This is a genomic window from Enterobacter cloacae complex sp. 2021EL-01169, assembly GCF_020733125.1.
Taxonomy (GTDB): Bacteria; Pseudomonadota; Gammaproteobacteria; order Enterobacterales; family Enterobacteriaceae; genus Enterobacter; species Enterobacter roggenkampii.
The window spans coordinates 1-21,172 of sequence record NZ_JAJFTC010000029.1; the positions used below are offsets into that span (position 1 = coordinate 1).

A 21,172-nucleotide genomic window follows, 5' to 3' on the forward strand; every position below is an offset into this window, starting at 1 on the left:
CACCCACGCGCCTGGAGATCTGCGAAGCGCAATCACCTTCTCGGAAACCCTCGCGAAATTTCGCAGTCGCGACGCCAGAGACCGAGGGTTAGATCATGCCTAGCATTCACCTTCCGGCCGCCCGCTAGCGGACCCTGGTCAGGTTCCGCGAAGGTGGGCGCAGACATGCTGGGCTCGTCAGGATCAAACTGCACTATGAGGCGGCGGTTCATACCGCGCCAGGGGAGCGAATGGACAGCGAGGAGCCTCCGAACGTTCGGGTCGCCTGCTCGGGTGATATCGACGAGGTTGTGCGGCTGATGCACGACGCTGCGGCGTGGATGTCCGCCAAGGGAACGCCCGCCTGGGACGTCGCGCGGATCGACCGGACATTCGCGGAGACCTTCGTCCTGAGATCCGAGCTCCTAGTCGCGAGTTGCAGCGACGGCATCGTCGGCTGTTGCACCTTGTCGGCCGAGGATCCCGAGTTCTGGCCCGACGCCCTCAAGGGGGAGGCCGCATATCTGCACAAGCTCGCGGTGCGACGGACACATGCGGGCCGGGGTGTCAGCTCCGCGCTGATCGAGGCTTGCCGCCATGCCGCGCGAACGCAGGGGTGCGCCAAGCTGCGGCTCGACTGCCACCCGAACCTGCGTGGCCTATACGAGCGGCTCGGATTCACCCACGTCGACACTTTCAATCCCGGCTGGGATCCAACCTTCATCGCAGAACGCCTAGAACTCGAAATCTAACGTCCGTTCGGGCATCGAGGTCCATGTCGGGGTGGGACGGGCCCGTGGCTTCAAGATCACTTGCAGTCCGACCGCGATGTCTTGGTTGCGCGAGAGGTTGTCGATATCCTCCACTTCCATCATCAACCCTGGATAATGCCGCCGCCGTCATCGCCGCCGACGCCCGTGCCGGGCTTTTCGGGCCTGTCAGGCTTGCTCGGCCTTCAGCCTGCCTGGGCGAGATCTCCGGCGGACGGATTAACGGCGGAGCTTCGCCGCCTTTCGTGCGTGTGAAGGCCGAAGATAGTTCTCTCAAAAACATCCGTTTATGAGAGATACCAAATGTCATTTTCAGAAGACGACTGCACCAGTTGATTGGGCGTAATGGCTGTTGTGCAGCCAGCTCCTGACAGTTCAATATCAGAAGTGATCTGCACCAATCTCGACTATGCTCAATACTCGTGTGGGCTCTGTTGCAAAAATCGTGAAGCTTGAGCATGCTTGGCGGAGATTGGACGGACGGAACGATGACGGATTTCAAGTGGCGCCATTTCCAGGGTGATGTGATCCTGTGGGCGGTGCGCTGGTATTGTCGCTATCCGATCAGCTATCGCGACCTTGAGGAAATGCTGGCGGAACGCGGCATTTCGGTCGACCATACGACGATCTATCGCTGGGTCCAGTGCTACGCCCCGGAGATGGAGAAGCGGCTGCGCTGGTTCTGGCGGCGTGGCTTTGATCCGAGCTGGCGCCTGGATGAAACCTACGTCAAGGTGCGGGGCAAGTGGACCTACCTGTACCGGGCAGTCGACAAGCGGGGCGACACGATCGATTTCTACCTGTCGCCGACCCGCAGCGCCAAGGCAGCGAAGCGGTTCCTGGGCAAGGCCCTGCGAGGCCTGAAGCACTGGGAAAAGCCTGCCACGCTCAATACCGACAAAGCGCCGAGCTATGGTGCAGCGATCACCGAATTGAAGCGCGAAGGAAAGCTGGACCGGGAGACGGCCCACCGGCAGGTGAAGTATCTCAATAACGTGATCGAGGCCGATCACGGAAAGCTCAAGATACTGATCAAGCCGGTGCGCGGTTTCAAATCGATCCCCACGGCCTATGCCACGATCAAGGGATTCGAAGTCATGCGAGCCCTGCGCAAAGGACAGGCTCGCCCCTGGTGCCTGCAGCCCGGCATCAGGGGCGAGGTGCGCCTTGTGGAGAGAGCTTTTGGCATTGGGCCCTCGGCGCTGACGGAGGCCATGGGCATGCTCAACCACCATTTCGCAGCAGCCGCCTGATCGGCGCAGAGCGACAGCCTACCTCTGACTGCCGCCAATCTTTGCAACAGAGCCTGAGCGGACACGATCAGGCTGCAATGTCCCATGAAATGATGCAAAACGGCAACGCTTCTGCCCACCAGGACATGGCGGAGATGCATAAAAAAATGATGAAAGGCAAACCAGGGGCCACCAACGAATCAGCAACGTCATTTTCAGAAATGAACGAGCATGAAAAAGCCGCTGTTGTGCACGAGAAGGCGAATAATGGTCAGTCTTCCGTTATTCATCAGCAGCAGGCTGAAAAGCATCGCAGCCAGATCACCCAGAATTAACCCGCAGCTCCACTTGTTAGACCCTCATTTGACGCCGAAGTCACTGGCTTACGCTCCCGTCCGGGAGCGTTTTTTTTATTCTTTCATTTATCATTGAGTCTTATGGGAATGGATTTAATCAGTTACTTAATCCCTGCCTCAGCAACAAGTCCCGGAAAGAGCAGCTTTATATTCCGGGTTTTTCTGCTCATAACCTCAACGGTGGCGCTTAGGATGTACTTTGTAAGTACCCAGAGTGTGTGTCATCAGTACCGGTGTTAATGCACCAGCCCATTCCAGCCATGTATACCCATGTAAATCCCAACAGCAGCAATCAGGGCGCTTGAAATATAGGGGGCTCTTCTGGCGATGGTATTGAAGCCACTCCAGCGTTTGGCGACCTGACGAACGCTGATCGCCGCACCCACTCCAACCGTTACGAGGGTCAATGCCAGGCCGATACTGAAACAAACAACCAGTGTGGCACCCAGCGTAAGCGCTTTAAGCTGAAGGCAGATCAACAATACAGTTATAGCTGCCGGGCAAGGGATAAGCCCTCCTGTCAGTCCAAATATCAGGATTTGCCCGTTGGTTACTTCTTTCCCGTCGAAGCGGCGTTTTATGTCATTGGCATGAGCCAGTTCGTGAGCGTCCTGATACTCTTTCGAATTCACATCCAGCCCATCAAGCTCAGAGTGGTCATGGTCATGGTCGTGTTCAGCGAACGCCACATCATAGTCATGGACATGACCACGATGTCCCAGAGACAGACGTACGTTGAAACTGTGAGGCTCAGGGATGGGAGATGTTGACTCCAGATAATCACCATGATCAACAAATTCAAAAGTCTGAGAGATCGTACTGTTTTCCCGAAGTGTGGTTAATGAGATATCTTCAGAAGCCCATCTTTGGCCACTAAGAGTGCGTAGCCGCCAGTGGGGAAGTTGTCCTTCTTCAAAAATGGACAGTTCAACTTTTCCATGGCCAGTATCGATCAACCTTGTTTCGTCATGGTGATGATGTTCATTCTCCTGCATTCCCTCCAGCCAGTTTTTCTCACCGCTCCAGGTTCGCCAGAACATCCAAAAAGCCGTACCAAGGATGATCACTGAAGAGACCATCTGTAGCCAGGGTTCGGCTGATTCTGCGGTAAATTTATTACTGATATACATCCCTCCAAAAGCAATCAGCCATACGACTGCAGTGTGCGACAATGTTGCCGCGACACCCAGCATCACGGCCTGACGTACGGTGCCTTTTATAGCAATGATGAATGCTGCCATCATTGTTTTGGAGTGCCCGGGCTCCAGTCCATGAAGCGCGCCAAGCAGAATGGCGCTGGGGATGAAAAACCATGCGTTGCCTTGCTGAAGAAGTGTCGTAAATTCGTTCATGAGAATCATTCTTGGTTATTAAGTGTAGGCCGGATTCTACTCCCCCCCAGTAAAATATACTACCCCCCAGTAGAATAACGCTGGTATAGTTACATAAAATATCCAGGAGAGTGAGAGCCCACATGTCACATACCATCCGCGATAAACAAAAACTGAAAGCACGTACAAGCAAGATCCAGGGGCAGGTTGCTGCGCTGAAAAAAATGCTTGATGAACCTCACGAATGTGCCGCTGTACTGCAACAAATAGCCGCCATACGTGGTGCCGTGAATGGTTTATTGCGTGAAGTGATTAAAGGACATTTGACTGAACATATTGTTCATGAAAGTGAAGAACAGAAACGAGAAGAAGACCTGGACGTTGTGCTGAAGGTTCTGGATTCTTACATCAAGTGACAGTTTGGCTAAAAGCCCTGAGCATTAATTTATCTAAATAACACGTTATCAAGTGACGGTTTTGGGCTGTTTGTAGCGGCATAGTGAGTTTGTTTAATCAATGAGCTTTAAGATGCCCCCCTTCATGCAAGGCAACGCGTACATTTCTGGTACATCTACTTCCCTTACTTTGCTCAGGGCAACCCACATTGTTAAAGCCTCTACTCGCTGACCATCAAAATCACCCAACGTCAGATAATGGAAAAAAATTTTGGATGACATTTTGAAACGTGTCCTCTGCTGTGAACGTCGAGAGATGCTACGCGAGAAAGGAGATGACCTACTTAGTATCCTGTTAAGTAGGTCTATCTGAAGAAGTAGACAACTTTAAAGTCTTTTTCATGTTAAAGGAGACAACTTTAATGTCTGTGTACACCTACCTTTGCTCAAATCAAAATGTTCTGACATACCAAAATGGAGTGTAAAATGACTCAAAACCAGGGTTCTGAGCCAGTACCGGCGAGCCGGACAGGGCAGCTCATCAGCGCCCGGGATATGGCCATGCAGAAATTCGAAGAAGGGATGCGGTTAATCTCGGAAGCGTCGGAACTGTGCGGTCTCTCTCTCTTCACCAGCAGAATTATGCAGCCCAACGCATTTGGTCTTCCGTCGTCACTGGATCGCACCATCGAGGAGGGGCGTAAGGAAATTGACCGTAAAACGTGGAAAAGGCTCTTTGAAGAAATAGGTATGGACCGGTACTGGAACCATAAGCAAAAAGAAGCCTTTAACGAATCCCTACGTACGGATCCGCCCGTCGCTTCCCTGGAGATTGTTAAGGGAACATTACAGCATGCACTGGCTAACAGACGAGACACGCTTGCAGAAGGTTTCGTTGATGTTCTCAACAAGCTTGACCGAAGTTTTAAAAGCAATGCACGGCAATATACAATGCCGAAAAAGCTTGTTCTTCGGGGGATTTTTCCTGGTGTGAACGTACTGAGGTACAACGGTTTCTCGCAGGACAATCACTTTTGTTTACGCGACTTTGAGAATATTGTATGCATCTGTTCTGATACTCCAACACCTGCAACCGGCGGTGGGCTGAGTATGGTCGACAGGCTGACGGCCATGAGAAATACAGATTTCACAGGCGAGGTCTGCGATGAGAATGGCTGGCGGTGTCGCCTGTTTGAGAATGGAAACGTTCATATTTGTATCGACAGTATCTCGCTTCTGAATGCTCTGAACGATCTTATCAGCATATATTTTGCAAACCAGCTTCCGGCCGCAGGAAAAAAATGATGATCGAAAACGATAAAGAAAAAAGCCTGAACGATGCTACCTCGCCAGAGGTGCAGAATGACATCCGCAGCGAATCCACAGAAAAATCAAAGGAAATGGGTCGTTCAAGGTACTCATCTATTGCGATGATCGATTACTTCAATGCAATCGAACGTCTGTGCGAAGAGAAAAAAATTAACCCGGAAAATATCGATCTGAGCTTCAAAGTTCACTGGCTCAGAAACGCTGTTGGCGGCTCGTTTGCAAGGTCACAGGAGATGTTCGCTGAGTACCAGAAGTATGTTAAAGAGGTTCCTGAAGAGGCCCGTTACCTGGATATACCCGATGAGGTGAAGGTTGCACTCGGCGATATTATCTCGTACATCACCTGGCACTACCGTAGAAGCTATACCGCAATACAGAGTGATAGTGTTAAAAAAGCTGAAGCACGTAGCATGCAGCTGGAGGAGGAGGTAACGCAGCTTTTACAGCGGCTTGAGCAAAGCGCTACCGATATGGATGAGCTGAAACTTGAGAATCAGGCGCTACAGGGTCGATTAGAGATCCGGGACAGTACCGTCAAGGAGTTAGAAACAAGGCTGAATGTTGCCGAAGCAGAACTCGAAACCTGCCATCACCAGTTAGATAGCACACGGCATGAATTAAGCCTCGCACAGCAGTCAAATGACTCACTCTCCCAGCAACTGGCTGAACGTAAAACAGAGATCGCTGGTCACCTTGAATATCAAAAAAAGCTGAACGAAGAGATCAACACTCAGCGTTCTGATAATGCCGGTCTTTCCAGACAATGCGACCAGTTAAGTCAGACTGTGTCAGATACAAAGGCAGAGAGGGACAGGTTTGAACAGGAATTGATTGCTGCACAGAACCTCTGTGCTGAGCTGAAAAGTGCACTGTCCGGGAAGGAGGGTGACCTGGTGGCGGTGAATGCCGAGCTTACTGAACTCCATAAACTAAACGAGTCGCTGAGCGCCGACCTGAAAAAAGTAACTTTGGTCAGCCAGGGCTATGAAGCGGAAGTGGCTGAACAAAGCAGTGAATTAAAAACGCTCCAGTCCAAAGTAATGAAGCTGGAAGCTACCCTGGAGGCAGAGAAAACAATCTCAGAATCCCTGAAAGGCACCATTGATACATTGACTGGTGCAATGGCAGGGGGAGGTACTGGAAAGTCAAAACAGCCGCGTAGTAGAAAAACATCATGATAAATGAAGCCAGGTTGATAGACTTCTCTGCATCCCCTGGCACAGTAGACCTTCTGCGGACATTCAGCCCGTCCGCAGGAGTTTTCGTCCTTCAGTCAACAAATGCACTACCTTTTTTGAGTCTCCACTTTCCAGTGCAGAAAACACGTTACCGATTTTACCAACAGCTTGTATCTGAGTGATAACCCCAGTCTTGTAATCATCAAGGATCCCTGACAGGAAAGCGTTCAGTTTTGTCTGTTCGCTTAGTGAAAGCATGTATGACATTTTTTCTCCATTTTAAGCAGGTGTGCCAGTTGAAAGAGGTTTACGTGATTCTGGAAAATGAGGCAGCACCATAGTTTCAGATGCTGTGGTCGCATCCCAGTGCCACCATCCATAAGGCCCATATTCACGGTTGTAATAATCTTTTTTGAGTTGCTTTCGGGCCAGATAAGCAGGAGTGGCCATACCAAATACTTCCATCGGGAACGGCTTATCGCTTTTTGTGTCGAGCAGGTAGAAGTCAGGGAACACCTCACTAATACTCGCATCATAACGCATGGGCTTAACGTACTGCCGGTGCTCTGCATCCAGCTTTTCTGCAACAACCGCCTCATAGGAGGAGTCCAGAGGTATCCAGTTCTCGCTAACGTGCATCAGCACAATTTGATGAGCTCTTACAGAAGGGCCTCTGCCGGTTACCGCAGCTGGTGACGTCAACGCAAAGACAACTATTTTCGCCCCGGATTTCCATGCTGCGTACTCCGATGAAAATCGTTTCTTTACGCTATCCCAATGGCCTTCTGAATTGAAAAAAATCAGCGGTAGCCCCCCAAAATTCCGCAGGGGTAAAAATTTAAGTGGCTTCTCATGCTTTTCAGCATCGTAGCGAGGTAAAACTGACAGGAGCATGAGACGTTTATCACTCATCGCCTGTGATGAAAGACGCTGAATTTGCGACTGAGCGACAGGTTGTTTCGGGTCAGGTACACCAATGAATAAATGGTCACCTATGCAGGCTCTGCCGGTACGAATTTGTTTAGCGGTTTCAAGCAGACGATACCGTACCAGTGAATCGTTACGTTTCCCTGCCATTTTCGGGTACCAGACATTCAGACCAGACTCTGTCCACAAAAGACTAAGCAAGCCCAGGAGGGTCATTGAGGCCTGACCTCCTTCTGGTCGCTGAACATGGGGCAGGGGAGGCACTTCTGATTTTTCAGGAGGATCTTTCTCTGTCATACCGATACCGAGCCTTACAGCCATATCACCTTCGGTTGTAATCCGGACCACACCACTCGCATATCCTTTCAGGCCGGTATGCCGGGCATCAAGGGAGAAGAATACACAGGAAGGATCATGCTCAATGCCCGTGTTAGCGGCTTTGACGAGAATAAAGGCATCACCGTTCGGTAAAGCACGAACATAAAGTCGCTTTTCTCCTTTTCCACGACATCCGCAGGTGATGACTGATTTTTGACCTGAGGTGTGGTGTGCCTTTTTAAGAGCCGACTGCCACCCTTTAGCAAACTCATCCTGCGTTTGAAAGTCAGGTGAGTACCTTTTGACGTTTGGATCGTCGTCGTAAGCAATCATCACTGCGAATTTTTGGCTCATAGTAGTCTCCTAAACAGGAAGTTTAATATCCCAACCAAAGCAACACTTCCTGAGCGTCATACTGTTCCTTTACGCCCATGTCGCTAAAGAATTCTTCGAAATCTGTTTCGGGAACGCAATGCCTGGACAGTTCTTGTAATGCTCGTTCTTTAGATACCGTCTCACCTTCAGCTGATTCGAAATACGTCATGGTTGACCTCTGACATTATTACAACAATCTTAAGCATTTAAATTGATGAAGGAGCTCAGGTCAGCTGACTTCGTCGTAAAACTGCCGCAAGCGCTGGGAGGCTGCAAATTCAATTCGAGACTTCAGCAGTTTGGCGACGGCCGCAAAGACATCAACGACCACGGAGTTCCCAAACTGTCTGTAAGCCTGTGTATTGGACACAGGGATACGGAAAACACTTTCCCCGGGTTTATCGAAGCCCATTAGCCTGCTGCATTCACGTGGCGTTAGCATGCGTGGCCGACGGTCCATGTTGTATGTGTTATGGAAATCAGTTTCTCCCAGCTCATGAGACCAGCCCCGATCAATAAGAATTTCAGATCCGTCTTTCATATAGCGGCTTGAGAGGGTTCTGGTGACACTATTAACATTGGAAGGATCTACTAGTCCAAAACCAAAACCATTGCCTTTTGCCGCATGTTTCTTTGCATAGTTGTATAAGTACTCCCAGAGTTTAGGGGAGAGGATGTATTTACTATCTACGCTCGGATCCAGTAAATCTGAGAGAGAAGGGCGCTTGTCCGGATAAAAGTCTTTAATATCTCTCAGAGTAAAACCGTCTTTCAGACGTAGGTCGCGGCGAAAACCAATAAGGACGATACGTTCACGGTGCTGGGGTCGGAAATGACGGCCATCGATGACTTTAGGATCATCCGCGCCCGTGCTTTCGCTGTTTGCGACGTCGTAGCCAAGCTCATCGAGCGTTTTCATGATGATGTTAAAGGTATTACCCTTATCGTGACTCTTCAGATTTTTTACGTTTTCCAGAACAAAAATTGCAGGTTGTTTTGCCCGGATGATCCTGGCCACATCAAAGAAGAGCGTACCCTGAGTGTCGCACTCGAAACCGTGTTTGCGACCCATAGAGTTCTTTTTACTGACACCGGCGATGCTGAATGGCTGGCATGGAAATCCCGCAAGAAGAACATCATGATCCGGGATAGAGGCATCGATAAATTTGTATGCCTCGTCATCAGTAACCTCGGGCCGGTTGCTAAGAGTGATGTCACGGATGTCTGAATTGAAGCGGTGCTCGTTCTCATCGCAATACCAGTTCGCCCGGTAAGTACGGCTGGAATAAGTATTCCATTCGCTCGTGAAAAGACATTTACCACCGATGGCATCAAATCCGCTTCGCAGTCCACCTATCCCTGCAAACAGATCGATAAAGCTAAAGTGCCTGTCCTCATAATCAGCAGGTCGTGAAGGTATTAAAGTCTGTAGATAGCGTCCATCTGCGATACTCAGATCACAATGCTCAGGTATGCATGTAACCTGACGTTTAAGGGATGCACGGGACCAATTACTGCCATTTTCATCATTTAATACCTGAGCCAGATATTTCAGGTCATAAATAGTCGAAGCTGTTAACAAAGTTTTGTGGATCAGAGATGGTGTTTTATCCACATCATTCAGGTCTGTCTCAAGATCATGAGTGTAACGTTTCATCCAAACTCTCTCAGGAATAATATCTTTGAGATAGATTAACACGCTTAATTTGGATTATTTTTTGGTTCAGGTTCTAAATTTATTGTGATTATTCTGCCTTTAAGTTGCAAAAAGATTGGTTTTAAGCCCGCCCATGAAATAATGACTTGTTAAAATACTGCCTGTAAATAGGCTTGTGGATACATGTCTGTACTCAACAAATTCAGGTGAAATGATGTTTTTTTTTACAAAGTTACTTTTGCCCATCATGATTGTTGTATTCCCAGTGGCGTCCTGGGGGAACTCAACAACTTTTGAGGCAAAGGTGGTTAAGATTGTTGACGGTGACACCATAACTGCGTTGGATGCTCAAAACACAACCATCAAAATACGGATGTATGGTATAGACGCTCCTGAATCTAAACAGGCTTTTGGCCAAAAAGCAAAACAGGCCTTAACCACAGCTATAGCAACTAAAATCGTTACCGTGATAGACCATGGTACGGATATCTATGGCCGTATGTTAGGTACCATCTGGTTAGATGGATATGATATCAATGCCTCTATGGTGGACAGTGGATATGCGTGGGTTTATCGGTTCGAAGATAACGCCATTGTCCCTGGCTATATCAAATATGAATCCGCAGCACAAAAGGAGGCAAAAGGGTTATGGGCAGACACCAACCCTGTCCCACCATGGCAGTGGAGACAGGCAAACGAAAAGCCCAGAAAGGTGAAAGGGAAGAAATAACCATGATGAAAGAGCCTCATCCGTTACTTCAGTTGGTACTAAACGATTCCGGTCGTCTAACCATGCCTGTTTATTATAGAGATCAACAGTATTGCCCGACTTGCCTTACAAAGGTGTTGAAGAGTGAGGATGGAAGTTTGGCGCACCTCGGGGAAATAAATCAAAATACATGTAGACCTTCTATTTCAGTAGTTGTGACAAAAGCAATTATTGAAATGTTATGTGACGGGGAAAAAATATTTGTAAATCCAATACGATACCGAGGCCGGGTGCTGGCACCCTCAGTAATTTTTTCTCCCGACACTCACACTTTCAAACCGTTTATAAATACAGACTATCAGCCTGTGGGAGCAAACTGGAAAAGTGAAAAGGGATATAAACTCGGTCTGTTTTATCTCAAAGATCGAGCCAACTCTATCAATAAAGAGGAATTTGATTTCATTGCCGTTATAGACCCTAAGGCAATGCAGAAAGAATTTATTTCGGCCTGGTCTGAGGTTGATGAAAAAAATCCATTGGAAACGCTGAAGCAGATCTTACGATCTAAAAACAACTCTTCTTTATGGGTAAAATGGCCTGGCAAAATTGAGCATGCGCAAAAAGGAAATTGCAACGAAAATTACTGGTTCGATTATCAATCTGATAATCAGGAAGTGAACTGTACGGTCTCTGTTGTAGGTATCGAAGGTAACAGTTCCGGTGAGACAATTTATAGATTGCAAACTTTGCTAAAGCGTAAGCTCAATGAATATCAACTGGTTCGGTCTTTAGGGACTATTATGCTTCTTGATAATACCGGGAATATGATTCCATCAAACCATCCTTATTTTGAAGTCATCTCAAAAGCATGTATAAATGGAGTGCGTGACTTTGTTCGTCAAAACCCGTGGGTAGTCTGACGGTCAACTATAAAGCATAATATAATTAGTAATAACAAGGAACAGACATGAATGAAAACTCAGTAATCTTAATAAGTTTATTTTGGTTTTTTTTTGGATCGAGTGTTGTAGCTGGTTTTATGGATGCATCATTATATTGCTGGATTTTTGCAGCCATAAGCGCATTGTTTCTTCTTTCGGTGATACAAACACCAAAGGAGTTAACGGTATCTATTCTTCTTGCGGTACTTATGGCAAGCTCCGCAGGTGTTTTCATTCTGGCTTATAAAGTCAAAACGAATGTCGTTTCACCAATCTATCTCTTAAAAAAGCCTACTGCATACATGGCTGAAATAGATAACCGAAGGATTCATGGTTACTAAATATTTTGCAATTGCATCATTTGACGGTCCGGGTTTATTTACCCACAGCATCGACTAATTCAAGAGGTTACATATGATAGTTTCAGAAGCAATTTTTTATTCTTCTATTATTTCCTGGGTTCTTTATTGGTGGTTTATTGGAAATATTACTAAAAAGGTAGGGATGCTTGTTGTTCCACTCACGCTTACCTTCGGATGTTACATTTATGCAATTCATTTGGATGATTCCGAACAGCAAACCAATTTACGTTGGGAGCAGATCGGTTTTATTACCTTTATAATTGTGATAATGTGGGCAGGAAAGTTTGTGATGAAAAGACTATCTGAATGATGATCTAATCCACACTTTTCGATATCTTAGAAAAGTAACTTTGTGAGCAAACAGTCATATGACATGCAAAACGCTGATCTCAAAGACAGATGATGGATACACATTTAGCATTTCACCTTACGAAGACGGGTACCGCTTATCAGTCTCGCCTGAAAATCGTCACAATGGTACCCAAAGCTTTGACGGCTGGTTCCCACGTTTTTTTTCCGAACCACAGTATGCCAAATCATCTTTAACTAAGTTTCTCGGTGAGTCCTTAGTATGGGAAGAAGATTCAAGTAATGCTCTATGAGATTACTTATTATAAATTTTTCTATTAATCTCCATGGAGTGATATATGAATTTGGCCTATTTTTTATTTTTGTCTATAACTGTTATGCTTACGAGCTTTATTATTAAATCACTTGTCGTATTGGTAAAGTTCAAATTACTTCGTGATGAACGTCTCGAATATACCAGCAATAAAAATATTGATGAGATGTACGATTTAATGAATGCGAAGGAAGAAATCCTCATAAGGCATCATAAGCAGATGTTGGCATTGCATCTTTCACTATTAATATTCGTTCTATTTATTGCTTACATTTACTAAAAATAATTTTATTCAACATTTCAACAAAGGGTTTTCAATGGAAAGCTTCGAAACTGAACAAATGATTCAATATGCTTTCTACATAAATATCGTAATAACGACTGGTTTGGCATGGTTTTGCTTGCGGTCAGGATTGCATTACAATTTTTTCAGAAAAGCAGAGAGTGCCAGAACAAAAGGGCTGAGTAGTACCTCTACTGAACACGGTCCAGCAATTGTGAGAATAAAGAAGCTACAAGCATTAGTAGATTTTATTAGTAACTGTGCTTTTCTAATCCTTTCAATTGGCACAGCTTATATTTTGTATTTTTGGATCCACAGTTAACTCATACAAGGTAACTTCGGCAAATAACAACTTCTAATGCAGGACTTTAATAACTATAACGGATGCTACATGAAAAACGACAGTTTAATTACGCGGTATAAAATACTTAAAGGCGAACGCGATGAGTCTATCTTCACCATAATAATCGCGCTAGTAGTAAAGCTGGGGCTGGTAGCCCTGGCATTCTATCTGTTGCTTGGTTCCACGATTGATTGGTCAAGCTGGAAAACCTATGCCGCCATGTTGATCTTTGGAGCATTTCTCTAAAAGGATGACCACGGCAATACCAGGTCAGACAACAAGGTCGTTAGCATGATCGTTGGAAGCAACGGAAGCACCTTGAAAAAGGTCGGCAGCACTATAAAATCCATCAGCAATGCACACAAATAAACTACTGGTATCTTAAAATGAAAGTGAAAGAGTTGATCGCCATGCTGAACGAAAGAGACCCTGAGGCAATTGTTCTGATTTCCGGCTATGAAACGATCGGCGGCACGGAAGTCGCAGAAGCTGATTTGCTCATTGATATGCAGTCAATATGCTTAGAACAGGCTGATAATCTCACAGGAAACCGTAAAGTTGTTTCTTCCGGTGGTGAAGATTCAGTTTGGTTAGGCTGGAAAGATGATTACCGTACAAAGGTGTTTTTAGAAGATGCCCAAATTCCTGATCAAGATGAATGACGGTCAGCGTTGGCTTCAAAGGCAATCTATCAGTACGTGAAACGTAAATGTTAAAAAATAACCACATATTAATCAATAACTTATGTCAAAGCTAAGTAGAGATGTCCGGGGTGGGGCAAAGTTCAAATGTCCTTTGATAATATTGAATTCCTGGATAAAAATCGCATCTTAACCTCTTCGTTTGAGTACCTTGTTGGGTTGACCCCGTATTCGCTTTATTTGTAGTATTGGGCTGCTTTGAAGTGTTTCATGTTCAAACGCGACGTGTTCTGTAAGTTCTTCCTGACAACAGAGCCGACAATATATACACATCCGCTATGGAGAATCTGACAACCGCTATGCGTATTACGCCACCCTGAGTTTTTCCTTCCTCTGTCGTACTGAGCAAGCCTCAGCACGCACTCAATAACATCCCGTCTGCGGATGTGCTTTACCGTACGTAAAAATGTAGCCCTCCAGGGCTGACTGTATCTAAAAACTGAGAAATTACTATGTTGCTGTCCTCGACGCGTAAGGACTGGCTGGGTAACGTCCGTGGTGACGTTCTGGCCGGTATTGTTGTCGCGCTCGCACTCATTCCAGAAGCGATCGCCTTTTCCATTATCGCCGGTGTTGATCCCCAGGTGGGCCTCTACTCGGCGTTCTGTATTCCTCTCGTTATGGCCTTCTTTGGCGGACGTCCGGCGATGATTTCGTCCTCCACCGGTGCAATGGCTCTCCTGATGGTGACGCTGGTGAAAGATCATGGCTTACAGTATTTACTGGCTGCCTCCATACTGACCGGGGTATTCCAGCTGATAGCCGGATATCTGAAGCTTGGCGGGCTGATGCGTTTTGTTTCACGCTCAGTGGTCACGGGGTTTGTTAATGCACTGGCAATACTGATTTTTATGGCCCAGTTGCCTGAGCTGACCAATGTGACATGGCATGTTTATGCCATGACTGCGGCAGGGCTGGGGATCATCTATCTCTTCCCTTATATCAACAAAACCATTCCTTCACCGCTTGTGTGCATCGTGGTGCTGACTGGGATTGCCATGTGGCTGCATCTGGATGTGCGAACCGTCGGGGATATGGGGAAACTTCCCGACAGTCTGCCGGTCTTCCTGCTCCCGGACGTGCCTTTAAATCTTCAGACGCTGCTCATCATCCTGCCATATTCTGCGGGGCTTGCGGTGGTTGGCCTGCTTGAGTCGATGATGACCGCCACTATCGTGGATGACATGACCGACACGCCAAGCGACAAAAACAGGGAGTGCAAAGCTCAGGGCATCGCGAACATCTGCACATCCTTTATCGGAGGAATGGCAGGCTGCGCGATGATTGGGCAATCTGTTATCAACGTAAAATCCGGTGGACGCGGACGACTTTCAACCCTCACGGCGGGCGTGGTGCTGCTTTGCCTGATTGTGTTCCTGCGCAACTGGGTCTCCCAAATTCCGATGGCAGCGCTGGTCGCGGTGATGATTATGGTTTCCATCGGGACATTCTCCTGGCGCTCCATTGCCAACCTGCGGACACACCCCCTTTCAACCAGCGTGGTCATGCTTGCCACCGTCGCGGTTGTGGTGGCAACACATAATCTGGCCTTCGGTGTGCTGACCGGTGTACTGATTGCTTCGCTCAATTTTGCCACTAAAGTATCCCGGTTCATGCGTGTAACCTCAGTTCTGGAGGGGACGAGCCGGACGTATACCGTCACCGGCCAGGTATTCTTTGCATCAGCAGACCGCTTTACGAGCCACTTTGATTTCCGTGAAGCGATTGAGAATGTGGTGATAGACGTTTCACATGCCCATTTCTGGGACATCACGTCCGTCAGCGCCCTGGATAAGGTGGTCATTAAGTTCCGTAGAGAGGGCGCCGGGGTTGAAATACGTGGGATGAATGAAGCCACCCGCACCATCGTTGACCGGTTTGGTGTTCACGATAAACCTGAAGAAGTCGAAAAACTGATGGGCGGTCATTAACAGACTGGAGGGAAAACTATGAATAATACTGTTACAGCCTGTGTGGACGGTTCACTTTCAACGCGGTCAGTGTGTGAATATGCGGCGTGGGCAGCCCGCACTTTGCAATCACAGCTAGCACTGTTGCACGTTATCGAAAAAGACAGCACCCCGGTAGTGTCAGACCTGACCGGCACTCTCGGCATAGACAGTCAGCAATTGCTGACCGATGAGCTGGTAGAAATTGAAGGGCAACGTAATCGCCTGCTGATGGCCCAGGGGAAAGCAATACTGGAAAGTTGTGCTGAACTGCTTCAAAAACAGGGAAGCCCGGATGTGCTTTTGATGCAAAAACACGGTACACCGGATGAAGTTCTGGCAGAGCTGAGCGACCTTCGTCTCATGGTGCTGGGGCGTCGGGGTAGCCAGCATCCGGTAGGCTCTCATCTGGAAAGCGTTATTCGTCTGCAAAAGAAACCCCTACTGGTTGTTCCGGAGAACTACTCAGTGCCTTCCAGAGTCATGCTGGCTTATGATGGCAGTGAAGAAAGCAGGAGTAACCTGGAACGTCTGACGATGAGTCCCTTACTCAGGGGGCTGGAGTGCCACCTTGTCATGGTAAACGGTAAGAAGGAAGAGCTGCTGACCGCACAGCAAATTTTACGTGACGCGGATATAGAAAACAGCACAACACATCTTACCGGGCAATCAGTCGGGGACGCGCTTATTCGTTACGCCGAGGAAAATGCTGTCGATCTGATAGTGATGGGGGCCTACGGTCATTCCAGGTTGCGGCAGTTCTTTATCGGTAGTCATACCTCCGAAATGCTGCAAAAGACGCAACAACCGCTTCTTATCCTCCGTTAGCACTGATTATCTTAAATAAAAAAGGGCGAGTTCTCTCGCCCTTCGTCACAAGAACACGTTTAGTTCAGCCGGTTACCTTTTTCATCAACTACCTTCTCACCGTCCTCTTTCGTGAACGCGCTTTTCTGCGCATCGGGAAGAATATCCAGCACGACTTCAGAAGGGCGGCATAGCCGGGTACCCAGCGGCGTTACCACGATAGGGCGATTGATCAGAACAGGGTGCTGCAACATAAAATCGATTAACTGCTCGTCAGTAAAGCGGTCTTCCGCCAGCCCTAACGCTTCAAAAGGTTCGACATTCTTACGCAGCAGCGCTCGTACCGTGATCCCCATATCCGCAATGAGTTTTACCAGCTCAGCTCGTGATGGTGGGGTTTCAAGATAATGAATAACGGTCGGCTCTGTACCGCTGTTGCGGATCATTTCAAGGGTATTGCGTGACGTGCCGCAGGCCGGGTTGTGATAAATGGTAATGTTGCTCATATCAGTATCTCATTACAAAGTGAAAGACAGACGAAGCGCCAGTGCTGCAAGCGTGACAAACAGCACGGGGATTGTCATGACAATGCCCACCCGGAAGTAATATCCCCAGGTAATTTTGATATTTTTCTGCGACAGAACGTGCAGCCACAGTAACGTTGCCAGACTGCCGATAGGGGTAATTTTTGGCCCCAGGTCGCTGCCGATGACGTTGGCGTAAATCATCGCTTCTTTGATAACACCGGTCGCTGTGCTGCCATCAATCGACAGCGCCCCGACCAGCACGGTCGGCATATTGTTCATCACTGATGACAGGAAGGCCGTCAGGAAGCCCGTACCCAGCGTTGCCGCCCACAATCCCTGCTCTGCCAGCTGATTCAGCAAGGAAGAGAGATAGTGGGTCAGACCGGCATTTCGTAAGCCGTAGACCACCAGGTACATCCCCAGCGAGAAGATAACGATTTGCCAGGGCGCACCACGCAGCACCTTACCGGTGTTAATGGCATGCCCTTTTTTCGCAACAGCAAACAGAAGCAATGCACCAGCGGCTGCGACCAAACTGACCGGTACGCCCAGCGGCTCCAGTCCGAAGAATCCCACCAGAAGCAACACCAGAACCAGCCAGCCGGTTTTAAAGGTATTCACATCACGTATAGCGTCTTTCGGTTCTTTCAACAGAGAAACGTCGTAAACGGCGGGAATGTCCTTACGGAAAAACAGATGCAGCATCACCAGCGTAGCCGCAATCGCGGCCAGGTTAACCGGGACCATCACGGCGGCATATTCTGAGAAACCAAGCTTAAAGAAATCCGCCGAGACGATATTCACCAGGTTTGAGACAATCAGTGGCAGGCTTGCCGTGTCAGCGATAAACCCTGCGGCCATGATAAACGCTAAGGTTGCTCCCCGGCTGAATCCCAGCGCCAGCAGCATCGCGATAACGATAGGTGTCAGGATCAGTGCCGCACCGTCGTTGGCAAACAGTGCCGCAACCATCGCACCAAGCAGGACGATCCAGGTGAAGAGCAGCCGCCCCCGGCCATTCCCCCAACGGGCAACGTGCAGCGCGGCCCATTCAAAGAAGCCGGATTCGTCGAGCAGAAGACTGATGATGATCACGGCGATAAAGGTGGCGGTCGCATTCCACACTATCTGCCAGACCACCGGAATATCCCCCAGATGAACGACGCCAGTCAGCAATGCCAGAATTGCGCCCAGTGAGGCACTCCAGCCAATCCCCAGCCCTCTGGGTTGCCAGATAACCAGGACGAGCGTGAATAAAAAGATAGCACCAGCCAGTAACATCAGAAACTCCATTCACATTTGTTTATTCGGATATATATATCGCCATCAGCAGGAGACAGATGCCACGCTACTGAGCTTGTTGCGTATGTTTTCTCGTTCACAGTTCCAGGCTGTATCAATAATACCCGCAGCCCATGCTGGCATGTGTGGCGACAGTCGGTAATGCACCCATTTTCCTTCGCGACGGTCGATGACCAGCTCGGCTTCACGTAAAAGGGCCATATGGCGAGAAATTTTTGGCTGAGACTCTGCGGTTGCCGCACAGATGTCACAGACGCACATTTCACCGGACTCCCTGAGAAGCATCACGATAGTTGAACGGGTCTCGTCGGCGAGCAGTTTAAAAAGCTGAACAGGCTGTAGCATGCTTAACCTCGTAAAAAAATAACAATACATATGGTATTTCATATGTGATAACTTTTAAAGCATAGCTTATGAAATGGAGATTTTTTATGACCGACTTACCAGCAATCGAACCGGCTTATTTTGATGATGCGCTTGCCAGCAAACTTACGGGCAACAACGAAACCATGCCGCGAATTCTCATCCTGTACGGTTCAGTACGAGAGCGGTCCTACAGTCGTTTTGCAGCGGAAGAGGCCGGGCGGTTGCTGGCAAAGATGGGGGCTGAGGTGAAAATATTTAACCCATCCGGTCTGCCGTTACCCGATGATGCGCCCGAAAGTCACCCCAAAGTGCTTGAACTCCGCGAGCTGGTCAGGTGGTGTGACGGAATGGTCTGGAGTTCTCCGGAAAGACATGGCGCCATGAGCTCGGTGATGAAGGCCCAGATTGACTGGATACCCCTGAGTGAAGGTGCTGTTCGTCCTTCCCAGGGTAAAACGCTGGCCGTCATGCAGGTTTGTGGTGGTTCACAGTCGTTTAACACGGTCAATCAGATGCGGATACTTGGCCGCTGGATGCGGATGTTCACCATCCCCAATCAGTCGTCAGTGCCAAAGGCATGGCAGGAATTTGATGATGAAGGGCGCATGAAACCCTCACCCTGGTATGACAGGATTGTCGACGTTACCGAAGAGTTGTTCAAAATGACGTTACTCCTGAAAGGGCACACAGCCTACCTGTCCGACCGCTACAGCGAAAGGAAAGAGAGTCATCAGGAGCTCGCGGCACGGGTCAATCAGGCCAAAATCTGACAGCCAGGCATGCCCGGATGGATTACCGGGCTTTAAATCGGTTTCTTCCCAAATATCTCTTCAGAGCGTGACTGAAGTTTCACCAGGGCATTGAACATATCGTCCTGATCCAGGGAACGCTGGGATTTCTTCGTCGTGGGAGCTTTACGCCTGCGAGAAGGGCCGTCTCCGGATGGTACGGATTGCGACCGGTTATTATCCCGCTCGGCCTGGACCAGCTGCGCCATTTCCAGGGCCCGCCCCAGACGTTTGTTATCCACAATGGCCCCCTGATCGATTTCAGAAAGCTTGTCATAGGTGGAGTAGGGAAGTGATACGCCATTAAGCCGGAGCTCTTTATGTCCATCCGGGTAATGCCAGACATCGATGTATTTACCAATCGCCCGACGACTGAATTCGCTGTCTTCAATCAGATAAAGGACTTTGTCGTATTGCACTGTGAGTGATTTCGACACTTTACGAGCTTCACGCCAGTTAAATACCATATCAAGATCGTCATCGACATCCAGTTCCCGATGAACATCAAACGCCTGGCGAGGCGCTTTTGCGAAACGACGGTTGTAATCGTTCATGAACTCTTCGGCAAATGCGTTCGCAGCTTCCATGGAACTGATGCCCTGGAGCCTGAGCTCCTTGACCAGTCGGTCCTGAAGCGTCAGGTGCGCCCGTTCAACGCGGCCTTTGGCAGCACTGGTTTCTGCACAAATGGTCTGAATGTTCAGTTCATGCATCGCACGGCCAAACTGGGTATCGCCGTCGCCGCCGGTTGCATTTTTATTGTTGATCCTGAATACGCTGGCTTTGTCGCTGTACAGCGCAAGCGGTTTGCCATGTTTTTCAATATAGCCCCGGGTCGCTTCAAAATAGGTGAAAGTAGACTCAGATTTCACGAAAAGAAGCTGCATTAAACGACTGGTTGCGTCATCAACGTAAACCAGTGCCGTACACTTAGGTCCCCGATTTTCAAACCAGTGGTGGTCGCAGCCGTCGATTTGTATGAGTTCACCGGCACAGGCACGGCGGTAACGAGGTTGCTGAATTTTTGGCGCACGTTGCTTACGTGGGACCCACAGACTGGCCTGAGTCATCAGCTTACGGACGGTTTCTTTGGAAAGATGAACACCGTGCACCTCAGACAGTTTTTCACAGGCCAGCGTCGGACCGAAATCGTTATAGCGTTCGCGAATAATGTTCAGCGCGTATGCGGCCAGTCCCTGAGGCAACTGGTTGTTACTGGATTTACCACGACGGCGGCTGGTCATGCCAATCGGACCATCTTCACGATAACGCGCAAGCAGACGACGGCACTGACGGTCGGAGATACCAAGCCGCTGAGCTGCCATTTGTGTTGTCAGACGCCGGTCGATGACATCCTGAATGATTTTGAGTCGGTTAACTTCATCCAATGTGAAAAACTCCGCTGCGAGAGCCGTCATGGTAATCCTTACTTGATTATACACGCCGGACATCTTAACTTAGCCATTATCGGACATTACAACTTTGCTACTACAACTTATGTCAAGGCTCAATTGAAATGTCCGTTATCCAGCTCAATTAAAATGACCACTTTGATCTCTCATTCTCTTTACTGATAGACTTGGCTTTGTTGAATAAATCAGATTTCGGGTAAGTCTCCCCCGTAG

24 protein-coding genes and 2 pseudogenes are annotated in these 21,172 nt (G+C 48.4%); 16 read left to right on the forward strand and 10 right to left on the reverse strand.

The genetic code is table 11. The features are described 5' to 3' along the window. From LLF79_RS26105 to LLF79_RS26125, 4 genes and pseudogenes are all read left to right on the forward strand, one after another. Positions 1–103, forward strand: a pseudogene (locus LLF79_RS26105) (sulfonamide-resistant dihydropteroate synthase Sul1); the annotation flags it as partial. 127 nt (positions 104–230) lie between these two features. Continuing rightward, positions 231–731 carry a GNAT family N-acetyltransferase gene (locus tag LLF79_RS26110; protein WP_000376623.1) on the forward strand — a complete coding sequence of 167 codons (501 nt, stop codon included), beginning with the start codon at positions 231–233 and terminating at the stop codon, positions 729–731. Between the two features lie 506 nt (positions 732–1,237). Next, positions 1,238–2,002, forward strand: a complete 765-nt coding sequence (locus LLF79_RS26120) for an IS6-like element IS6100 family transposase (RefSeq protein WP_001389365.1) — start codon at positions 1,238–1,240, stop codon at positions 2,000–2,002. Positions 2,003–2,055: 53 nt separating this feature from the next. After that, positions 2,056–2,316, forward strand: a pseudogene (locus LLF79_RS26125) (copper-binding protein); the annotation flags it as partial. A 257-nt stretch (positions 2,317–2,573) separates the two neighbouring features. Here LLF79_RS26125 and LLF79_RS26130 read toward each other — a convergent pair. Continuing rightward, on the reverse strand, positions 2,574–3,689 hold the full coding sequence (locus LLF79_RS26130) for a nickel/cobalt efflux protein RcnA (RefSeq protein WP_001572377.1): 1,116 nt from the start codon (positions 3,687–3,689) through the stop codon (positions 2,574–2,576). Positions 3,690–3,811: 122 nt separating this feature from the next. Here LLF79_RS26130 and rcnR point away from each other — a divergent pair, with 122 nt between their 5' ends. Next, positions 3,812–4,084 carry a Ni(II)/Co(II)-binding transcriptional repressor RcnR gene (rcnR, locus tag LLF79_RS26135; protein ID WP_000019951.1) on the forward strand — a complete coding sequence of 91 codons (273 nt, stop codon included), beginning with the start codon at positions 3,812–3,814 and terminating at the stop codon, positions 4,082–4,084. A 93-nt stretch (positions 4,085–4,177) separates the two neighbouring features. On the opposite strand, the gene LLF79_RS26140 is transcribed toward rcnR, so the two are convergent. Beyond that, positions 4,178–4,345: a hypothetical protein gene (locus tag LLF79_RS26140; protein WP_001572379.1), complete on the reverse strand. Its 168-nt coding sequence runs from the start codon at positions 4,343–4,345 to the stop codon at positions 4,178–4,180. 204 nt (positions 4,346–4,549) lie between these two features. On the opposite strand from LLF79_RS26140, the gene LLF79_RS26145 reads away from it, so the two are divergent. Continuing rightward, entirely contained in the window at positions 4,550–5,368 is an 819-nt protein-coding gene (locus LLF79_RS26145) for a DUF4942 domain-containing protein (RefSeq protein ID WP_000193207.1), read from the forward strand. Next, on the forward strand, positions 5,365–6,570 hold the full coding sequence (locus LLF79_RS26150) for a hypothetical protein (protein ID WP_001371952.1): 1,206 nt from the start codon (positions 5,365–5,367) through the stop codon (positions 6,568–6,570). Before LLF79_RS26145 ends, LLF79_RS26150 begins: the two co-directional genes overlap by 4 nt. A gap of 63 nt (positions 6,571–6,633) precedes the next feature. Here the strand turns inward: LLF79_RS26150 and LLF79_RS26155 are convergent, their stop codons facing one another. Genes LLF79_RS26155 through LLF79_RS26170 form a run of 4 tightly spaced genes read right to left on the reverse strand, consistent with a single transcriptional unit; the run spans position 6,634 to position 9,847 of the window. Further along, the gene (locus LLF79_RS26155) at positions 6,634–6,837 is read right to left on the reverse strand and encodes a hypothetical protein (protein WP_000121164.1); all 204 of its coding nucleotides are present in this window, start codon (positions 6,835–6,837) and stop codon (positions 6,634–6,636) included. Positions 6,838–6,849: 12 nt separating this feature from the next. Then, the gene (locus LLF79_RS26160; protein WP_000078513.1) at positions 6,850–8,169 is read right to left on the reverse strand and encodes a DUF1173 family protein; all 1,320 of its coding nucleotides are present in this window, start codon (positions 8,167–8,169) and stop codon (positions 6,850–6,852) included. Between the two features lie 22 nt (positions 8,170–8,191). Beyond that, positions 8,192–8,359, reverse strand: coding sequence for a hypothetical protein (locus LLF79_RS26165; protein WP_000220758.1), 168 nt, complete (start codon positions 8,357–8,359; stop codon positions 8,192–8,194). A gap of 60 nt (positions 8,360–8,419) precedes the next feature. Further along, the gene (locus LLF79_RS26170; protein ID WP_000833380.1) at positions 8,420–9,847 is read right to left on the reverse strand and encodes a DNA cytosine methyltransferase; all 1,428 of its coding nucleotides are present in this window, start codon (positions 9,845–9,847) and stop codon (positions 8,420–8,422) included. Between the two features lie 214 nt (positions 9,848–10,061). Here LLF79_RS26170 and LLF79_RS26175 point away from each other — a divergent pair, with 214 nt between their 5' ends. The 8 genes from LLF79_RS26175 to LLF79_RS26210 all read left to right on the forward strand — a co-directional run bounded on the left by LLF79_RS26175 (position 10,062) and on the right by LLF79_RS26210 (position 16,585). Next, positions 10,062–10,577, forward strand: coding sequence for a thermonuclease family protein (locus LLF79_RS26175; protein WP_000464825.1), 516 nt, complete (start codon positions 10,062–10,064; stop codon positions 10,575–10,577). Between the two features lie 2 nt (positions 10,578–10,579). Further along, entirely contained in the window at positions 10,580–11,476 is an 897-nt protein-coding gene (locus LLF79_RS26180; RefSeq protein WP_000975181.1) for a hypothetical protein, read from the forward strand. Positions 11,477–11,523: 47 nt separating this feature from the next. Further along, positions 11,524–11,838: a hypothetical protein gene (locus LLF79_RS26185; RefSeq protein ID WP_001005009.1), complete on the forward strand. Its 315-nt coding sequence runs from the start codon at positions 11,524–11,526 to the stop codon at positions 11,836–11,838. Positions 11,839–11,911: 73 nt separating this feature from the next. Continuing rightward, positions 11,912–12,169, forward strand: a complete 258-nt coding sequence (locus LLF79_RS26190) for a hypothetical protein (protein WP_000637193.1) — start codon at positions 11,912–11,914, stop codon at positions 12,167–12,169. Between the two features lie 986 nt (positions 12,170–13,155). Continuing rightward, positions 13,156–13,353, forward strand: a complete 198-nt coding sequence (locus tag LLF79_RS26195; protein WP_001371914.1) for a hypothetical protein — start codon at positions 13,156–13,158, stop codon at positions 13,351–13,353. Between the two features lie 140 nt (positions 13,354–13,493). Continuing rightward, positions 13,494–13,769 carry a hypothetical protein gene (locus LLF79_RS26200; RefSeq protein ID WP_000864986.1) on the forward strand — a complete coding sequence of 92 codons (276 nt, stop codon included), beginning with the start codon at positions 13,494–13,496 and terminating at the stop codon, positions 13,767–13,769. Between the two features lie 491 nt (positions 13,770–14,260). Beyond that, positions 14,261–15,739 (forward strand): SulP family inorganic anion transporter, encoded by a 1,479-nt coding sequence (locus LLF79_RS26205; RefSeq protein ID WP_000927306.1) that lies wholly within the window; start codon positions 14,261–14,263, stop codon positions 15,737–15,739. Positions 15,740–15,757: 18 nt separating this feature from the next. Continuing rightward, on the forward strand, positions 15,758–16,585 hold the full coding sequence (locus tag LLF79_RS26210) for a universal stress protein (RefSeq protein ID WP_001066652.1): 828 nt from the start codon (positions 15,758–15,760) through the stop codon (positions 16,583–16,585). Between the two features lie 59 nt (positions 16,586–16,644). Here LLF79_RS26210 and arsC read toward each other — a convergent pair whose 3' ends face one another. Genes arsC through LLF79_RS26225 form a run of 3 tightly spaced genes read right to left on the reverse strand, consistent with a single transcriptional unit; the run spans position 16,645 to position 18,738 of the window. Further along, positions 16,645–17,070: a glutaredoxin-dependent arsenate reductase gene (arsC, locus tag LLF79_RS26215; RefSeq protein WP_000065802.1), complete on the reverse strand. Its 426-nt coding sequence runs from the start codon at positions 17,068–17,070 to the stop codon at positions 16,645–16,647. Positions 17,071–17,082: 12 nt separating this feature from the next. Further along, the gene (locus tag LLF79_RS26220; protein WP_000922628.1) at positions 17,083–18,372 is read right to left on the reverse strand and encodes an arsenic transporter; all 1,290 of its coding nucleotides are present in this window, start codon (positions 18,370–18,372) and stop codon (positions 17,083–17,085) included. Between the two features lie 45 nt (positions 18,373–18,417). Further along, the gene (locus LLF79_RS26225) at positions 18,418–18,738 is read right to left on the reverse strand and encodes a transcriptional regulator (RefSeq protein WP_000941305.1); all 321 of its coding nucleotides are present in this window, start codon (positions 18,736–18,738) and stop codon (positions 18,418–18,420) included. An 86-nt stretch (positions 18,739–18,824) separates the two neighbouring features. Between LLF79_RS26225 and arsH the strand changes: the two genes are divergently transcribed. Next, entirely contained in the window at positions 18,825–19,529 is a 705-nt protein-coding gene (gene arsH / locus LLF79_RS26230) for an arsenical resistance protein ArsH (protein ID WP_000130816.1), read from the forward strand. Between the two features lie 32 nt (positions 19,530–19,561). Here the strand turns inward: arsH and LLF79_RS26235 are convergent, their stop codons facing one another. Next, positions 19,562–20,965 (reverse strand): ISNCY family transposase, encoded by a 1,404-nt coding sequence (locus LLF79_RS26235; protein WP_000125668.1) that lies wholly within the window; start codon positions 20,963–20,965, stop codon positions 19,562–19,564. Positions 20,966–21,172: the final 207 nt, after the last annotated feature.

Bases quoted from the DNA above. Each gene is read 5' to 3' on its own strand.
- LLF79_RS26110 (WP_000376623.1), top strand. From the start codon at position 231: ATGGACAGCGAGGAGCCTCCGAACGTTCGGGTCGCCTGCTCGGGTGAT.
- LLF79_RS26120 (WP_001389365.1), top strand. From the start codon at position 1,238: ATGACGGATTTCAAGTGGCGCCATTTCCAGGGTGATGTGATCCTGTGG.
- LLF79_RS26130 (WP_001572377.1), bottom strand. From the start codon at position 3,689: ATGAACGAATTTACGACACTTCTTCAGCAAGGCAACGCATGGTTTTTC.
- rcnR (WP_000019951.1), top strand. From the start codon at position 3,812: ATGTCACATACCATCCGCGATAAACAAAAACTGAAAGCACGTACAAGC.
- LLF79_RS26140 (WP_001572379.1), bottom strand. From the start codon at position 4,345: ATGTCATCCAAAATTTTTTTCCATTATCTGACGTTGGGTGATTTTGAT.
- LLF79_RS26145 (WP_000193207.1), top strand. From the start codon at position 4,550: ATGACTCAAAACCAGGGTTCTGAGCCAGTACCGGCGAGCCGGACAGGG.
- LLF79_RS26150 (WP_001371952.1), top strand. From the start codon at position 5,365: ATGATGATCGAAAACGATAAAGAAAAAAGCCTGAACGATGCTACCTCG.
- LLF79_RS26155 (WP_000121164.1), bottom strand. From the start codon at position 6,837: ATGTCATACATGCTTTCACTAAGCGAACAGACAAAACTGAACGCTTTC.
- LLF79_RS26160 (WP_000078513.1), bottom strand. From the start codon at position 8,169: ATGAGCCAAAAATTCGCAGTGATGATTGCTTACGACGACGATCCAAAC.
- LLF79_RS26165 (WP_000220758.1), bottom strand. From the start codon at position 8,359: ATGACGTATTTCGAATCAGCTGAAGGTGAGACGGTATCTAAAGAACGA.
- LLF79_RS26170 (WP_000833380.1), bottom strand. From the start codon at position 9,847: ATGAAACGTTACACTCATGATCTTGAGACAGACCTGAATGATGTGGAT.
- LLF79_RS26175 (WP_000464825.1), top strand. From the start codon at position 10,062: ATGTTTTTTTTTACAAAGTTACTTTTGCCCATCATGATTGTTGTATTC.
- LLF79_RS26180 (WP_000975181.1), top strand. From the start codon at position 10,580: ATGATGAAAGAGCCTCATCCGTTACTTCAGTTGGTACTAAACGATTCC.
- LLF79_RS26185 (WP_001005009.1), top strand. From the start codon at position 11,524: ATGAATGAAAACTCAGTAATCTTAATAAGTTTATTTTGGTTTTTTTTT.
- LLF79_RS26190 (WP_000637193.1), top strand. From the start codon at position 11,912: ATGATAGTTTCAGAAGCAATTTTTTATTCTTCTATTATTTCCTGGGTT.
- LLF79_RS26195 (WP_001371914.1), top strand. From the start codon at position 13,156: ATGAAAAACGACAGTTTAATTACGCGGTATAAAATACTTAAAGGCGAA.
- LLF79_RS26200 (WP_000864986.1), top strand. From the start codon at position 13,494: ATGAAAGTGAAAGAGTTGATCGCCATGCTGAACGAAAGAGACCCTGAG.
- LLF79_RS26205 (WP_000927306.1), top strand. From the start codon at position 14,261: ATGTTGCTGTCCTCGACGCGTAAGGACTGGCTGGGTAACGTCCGTGGT.
- LLF79_RS26210 (WP_001066652.1), top strand. From the start codon at position 15,758: ATGAATAATACTGTTACAGCCTGTGTGGACGGTTCACTTTCAACGCGG.
- arsC (WP_000065802.1), bottom strand. From the start codon at position 17,070: ATGAGCAACATTACCATTTATCACAACCCGGCCTGCGGCACGTCACGC.
- LLF79_RS26220 (WP_000922628.1), bottom strand. From the start codon at position 18,372: ATGTTACTGGCTGGTGCTATCTTTTTATTCACGCTCGTCCTGGTTATC.
- LLF79_RS26225 (WP_000941305.1), bottom strand. From the start codon at position 18,738: ATGCTACAGCCTGTTCAGCTTTTTAAACTGCTCGCCGACGAGACCCGT.
- arsH (WP_000130816.1), top strand. From the start codon at position 18,825: ATGACCGACTTACCAGCAATCGAACCGGCTTATTTTGATGATGCGCTT.
- LLF79_RS26235 (WP_000125668.1), bottom strand. From the start codon at position 20,965: ATGACGGCTCTCGCAGCGGAGTTTTTCACATTGGATGAAGTTAACCGA.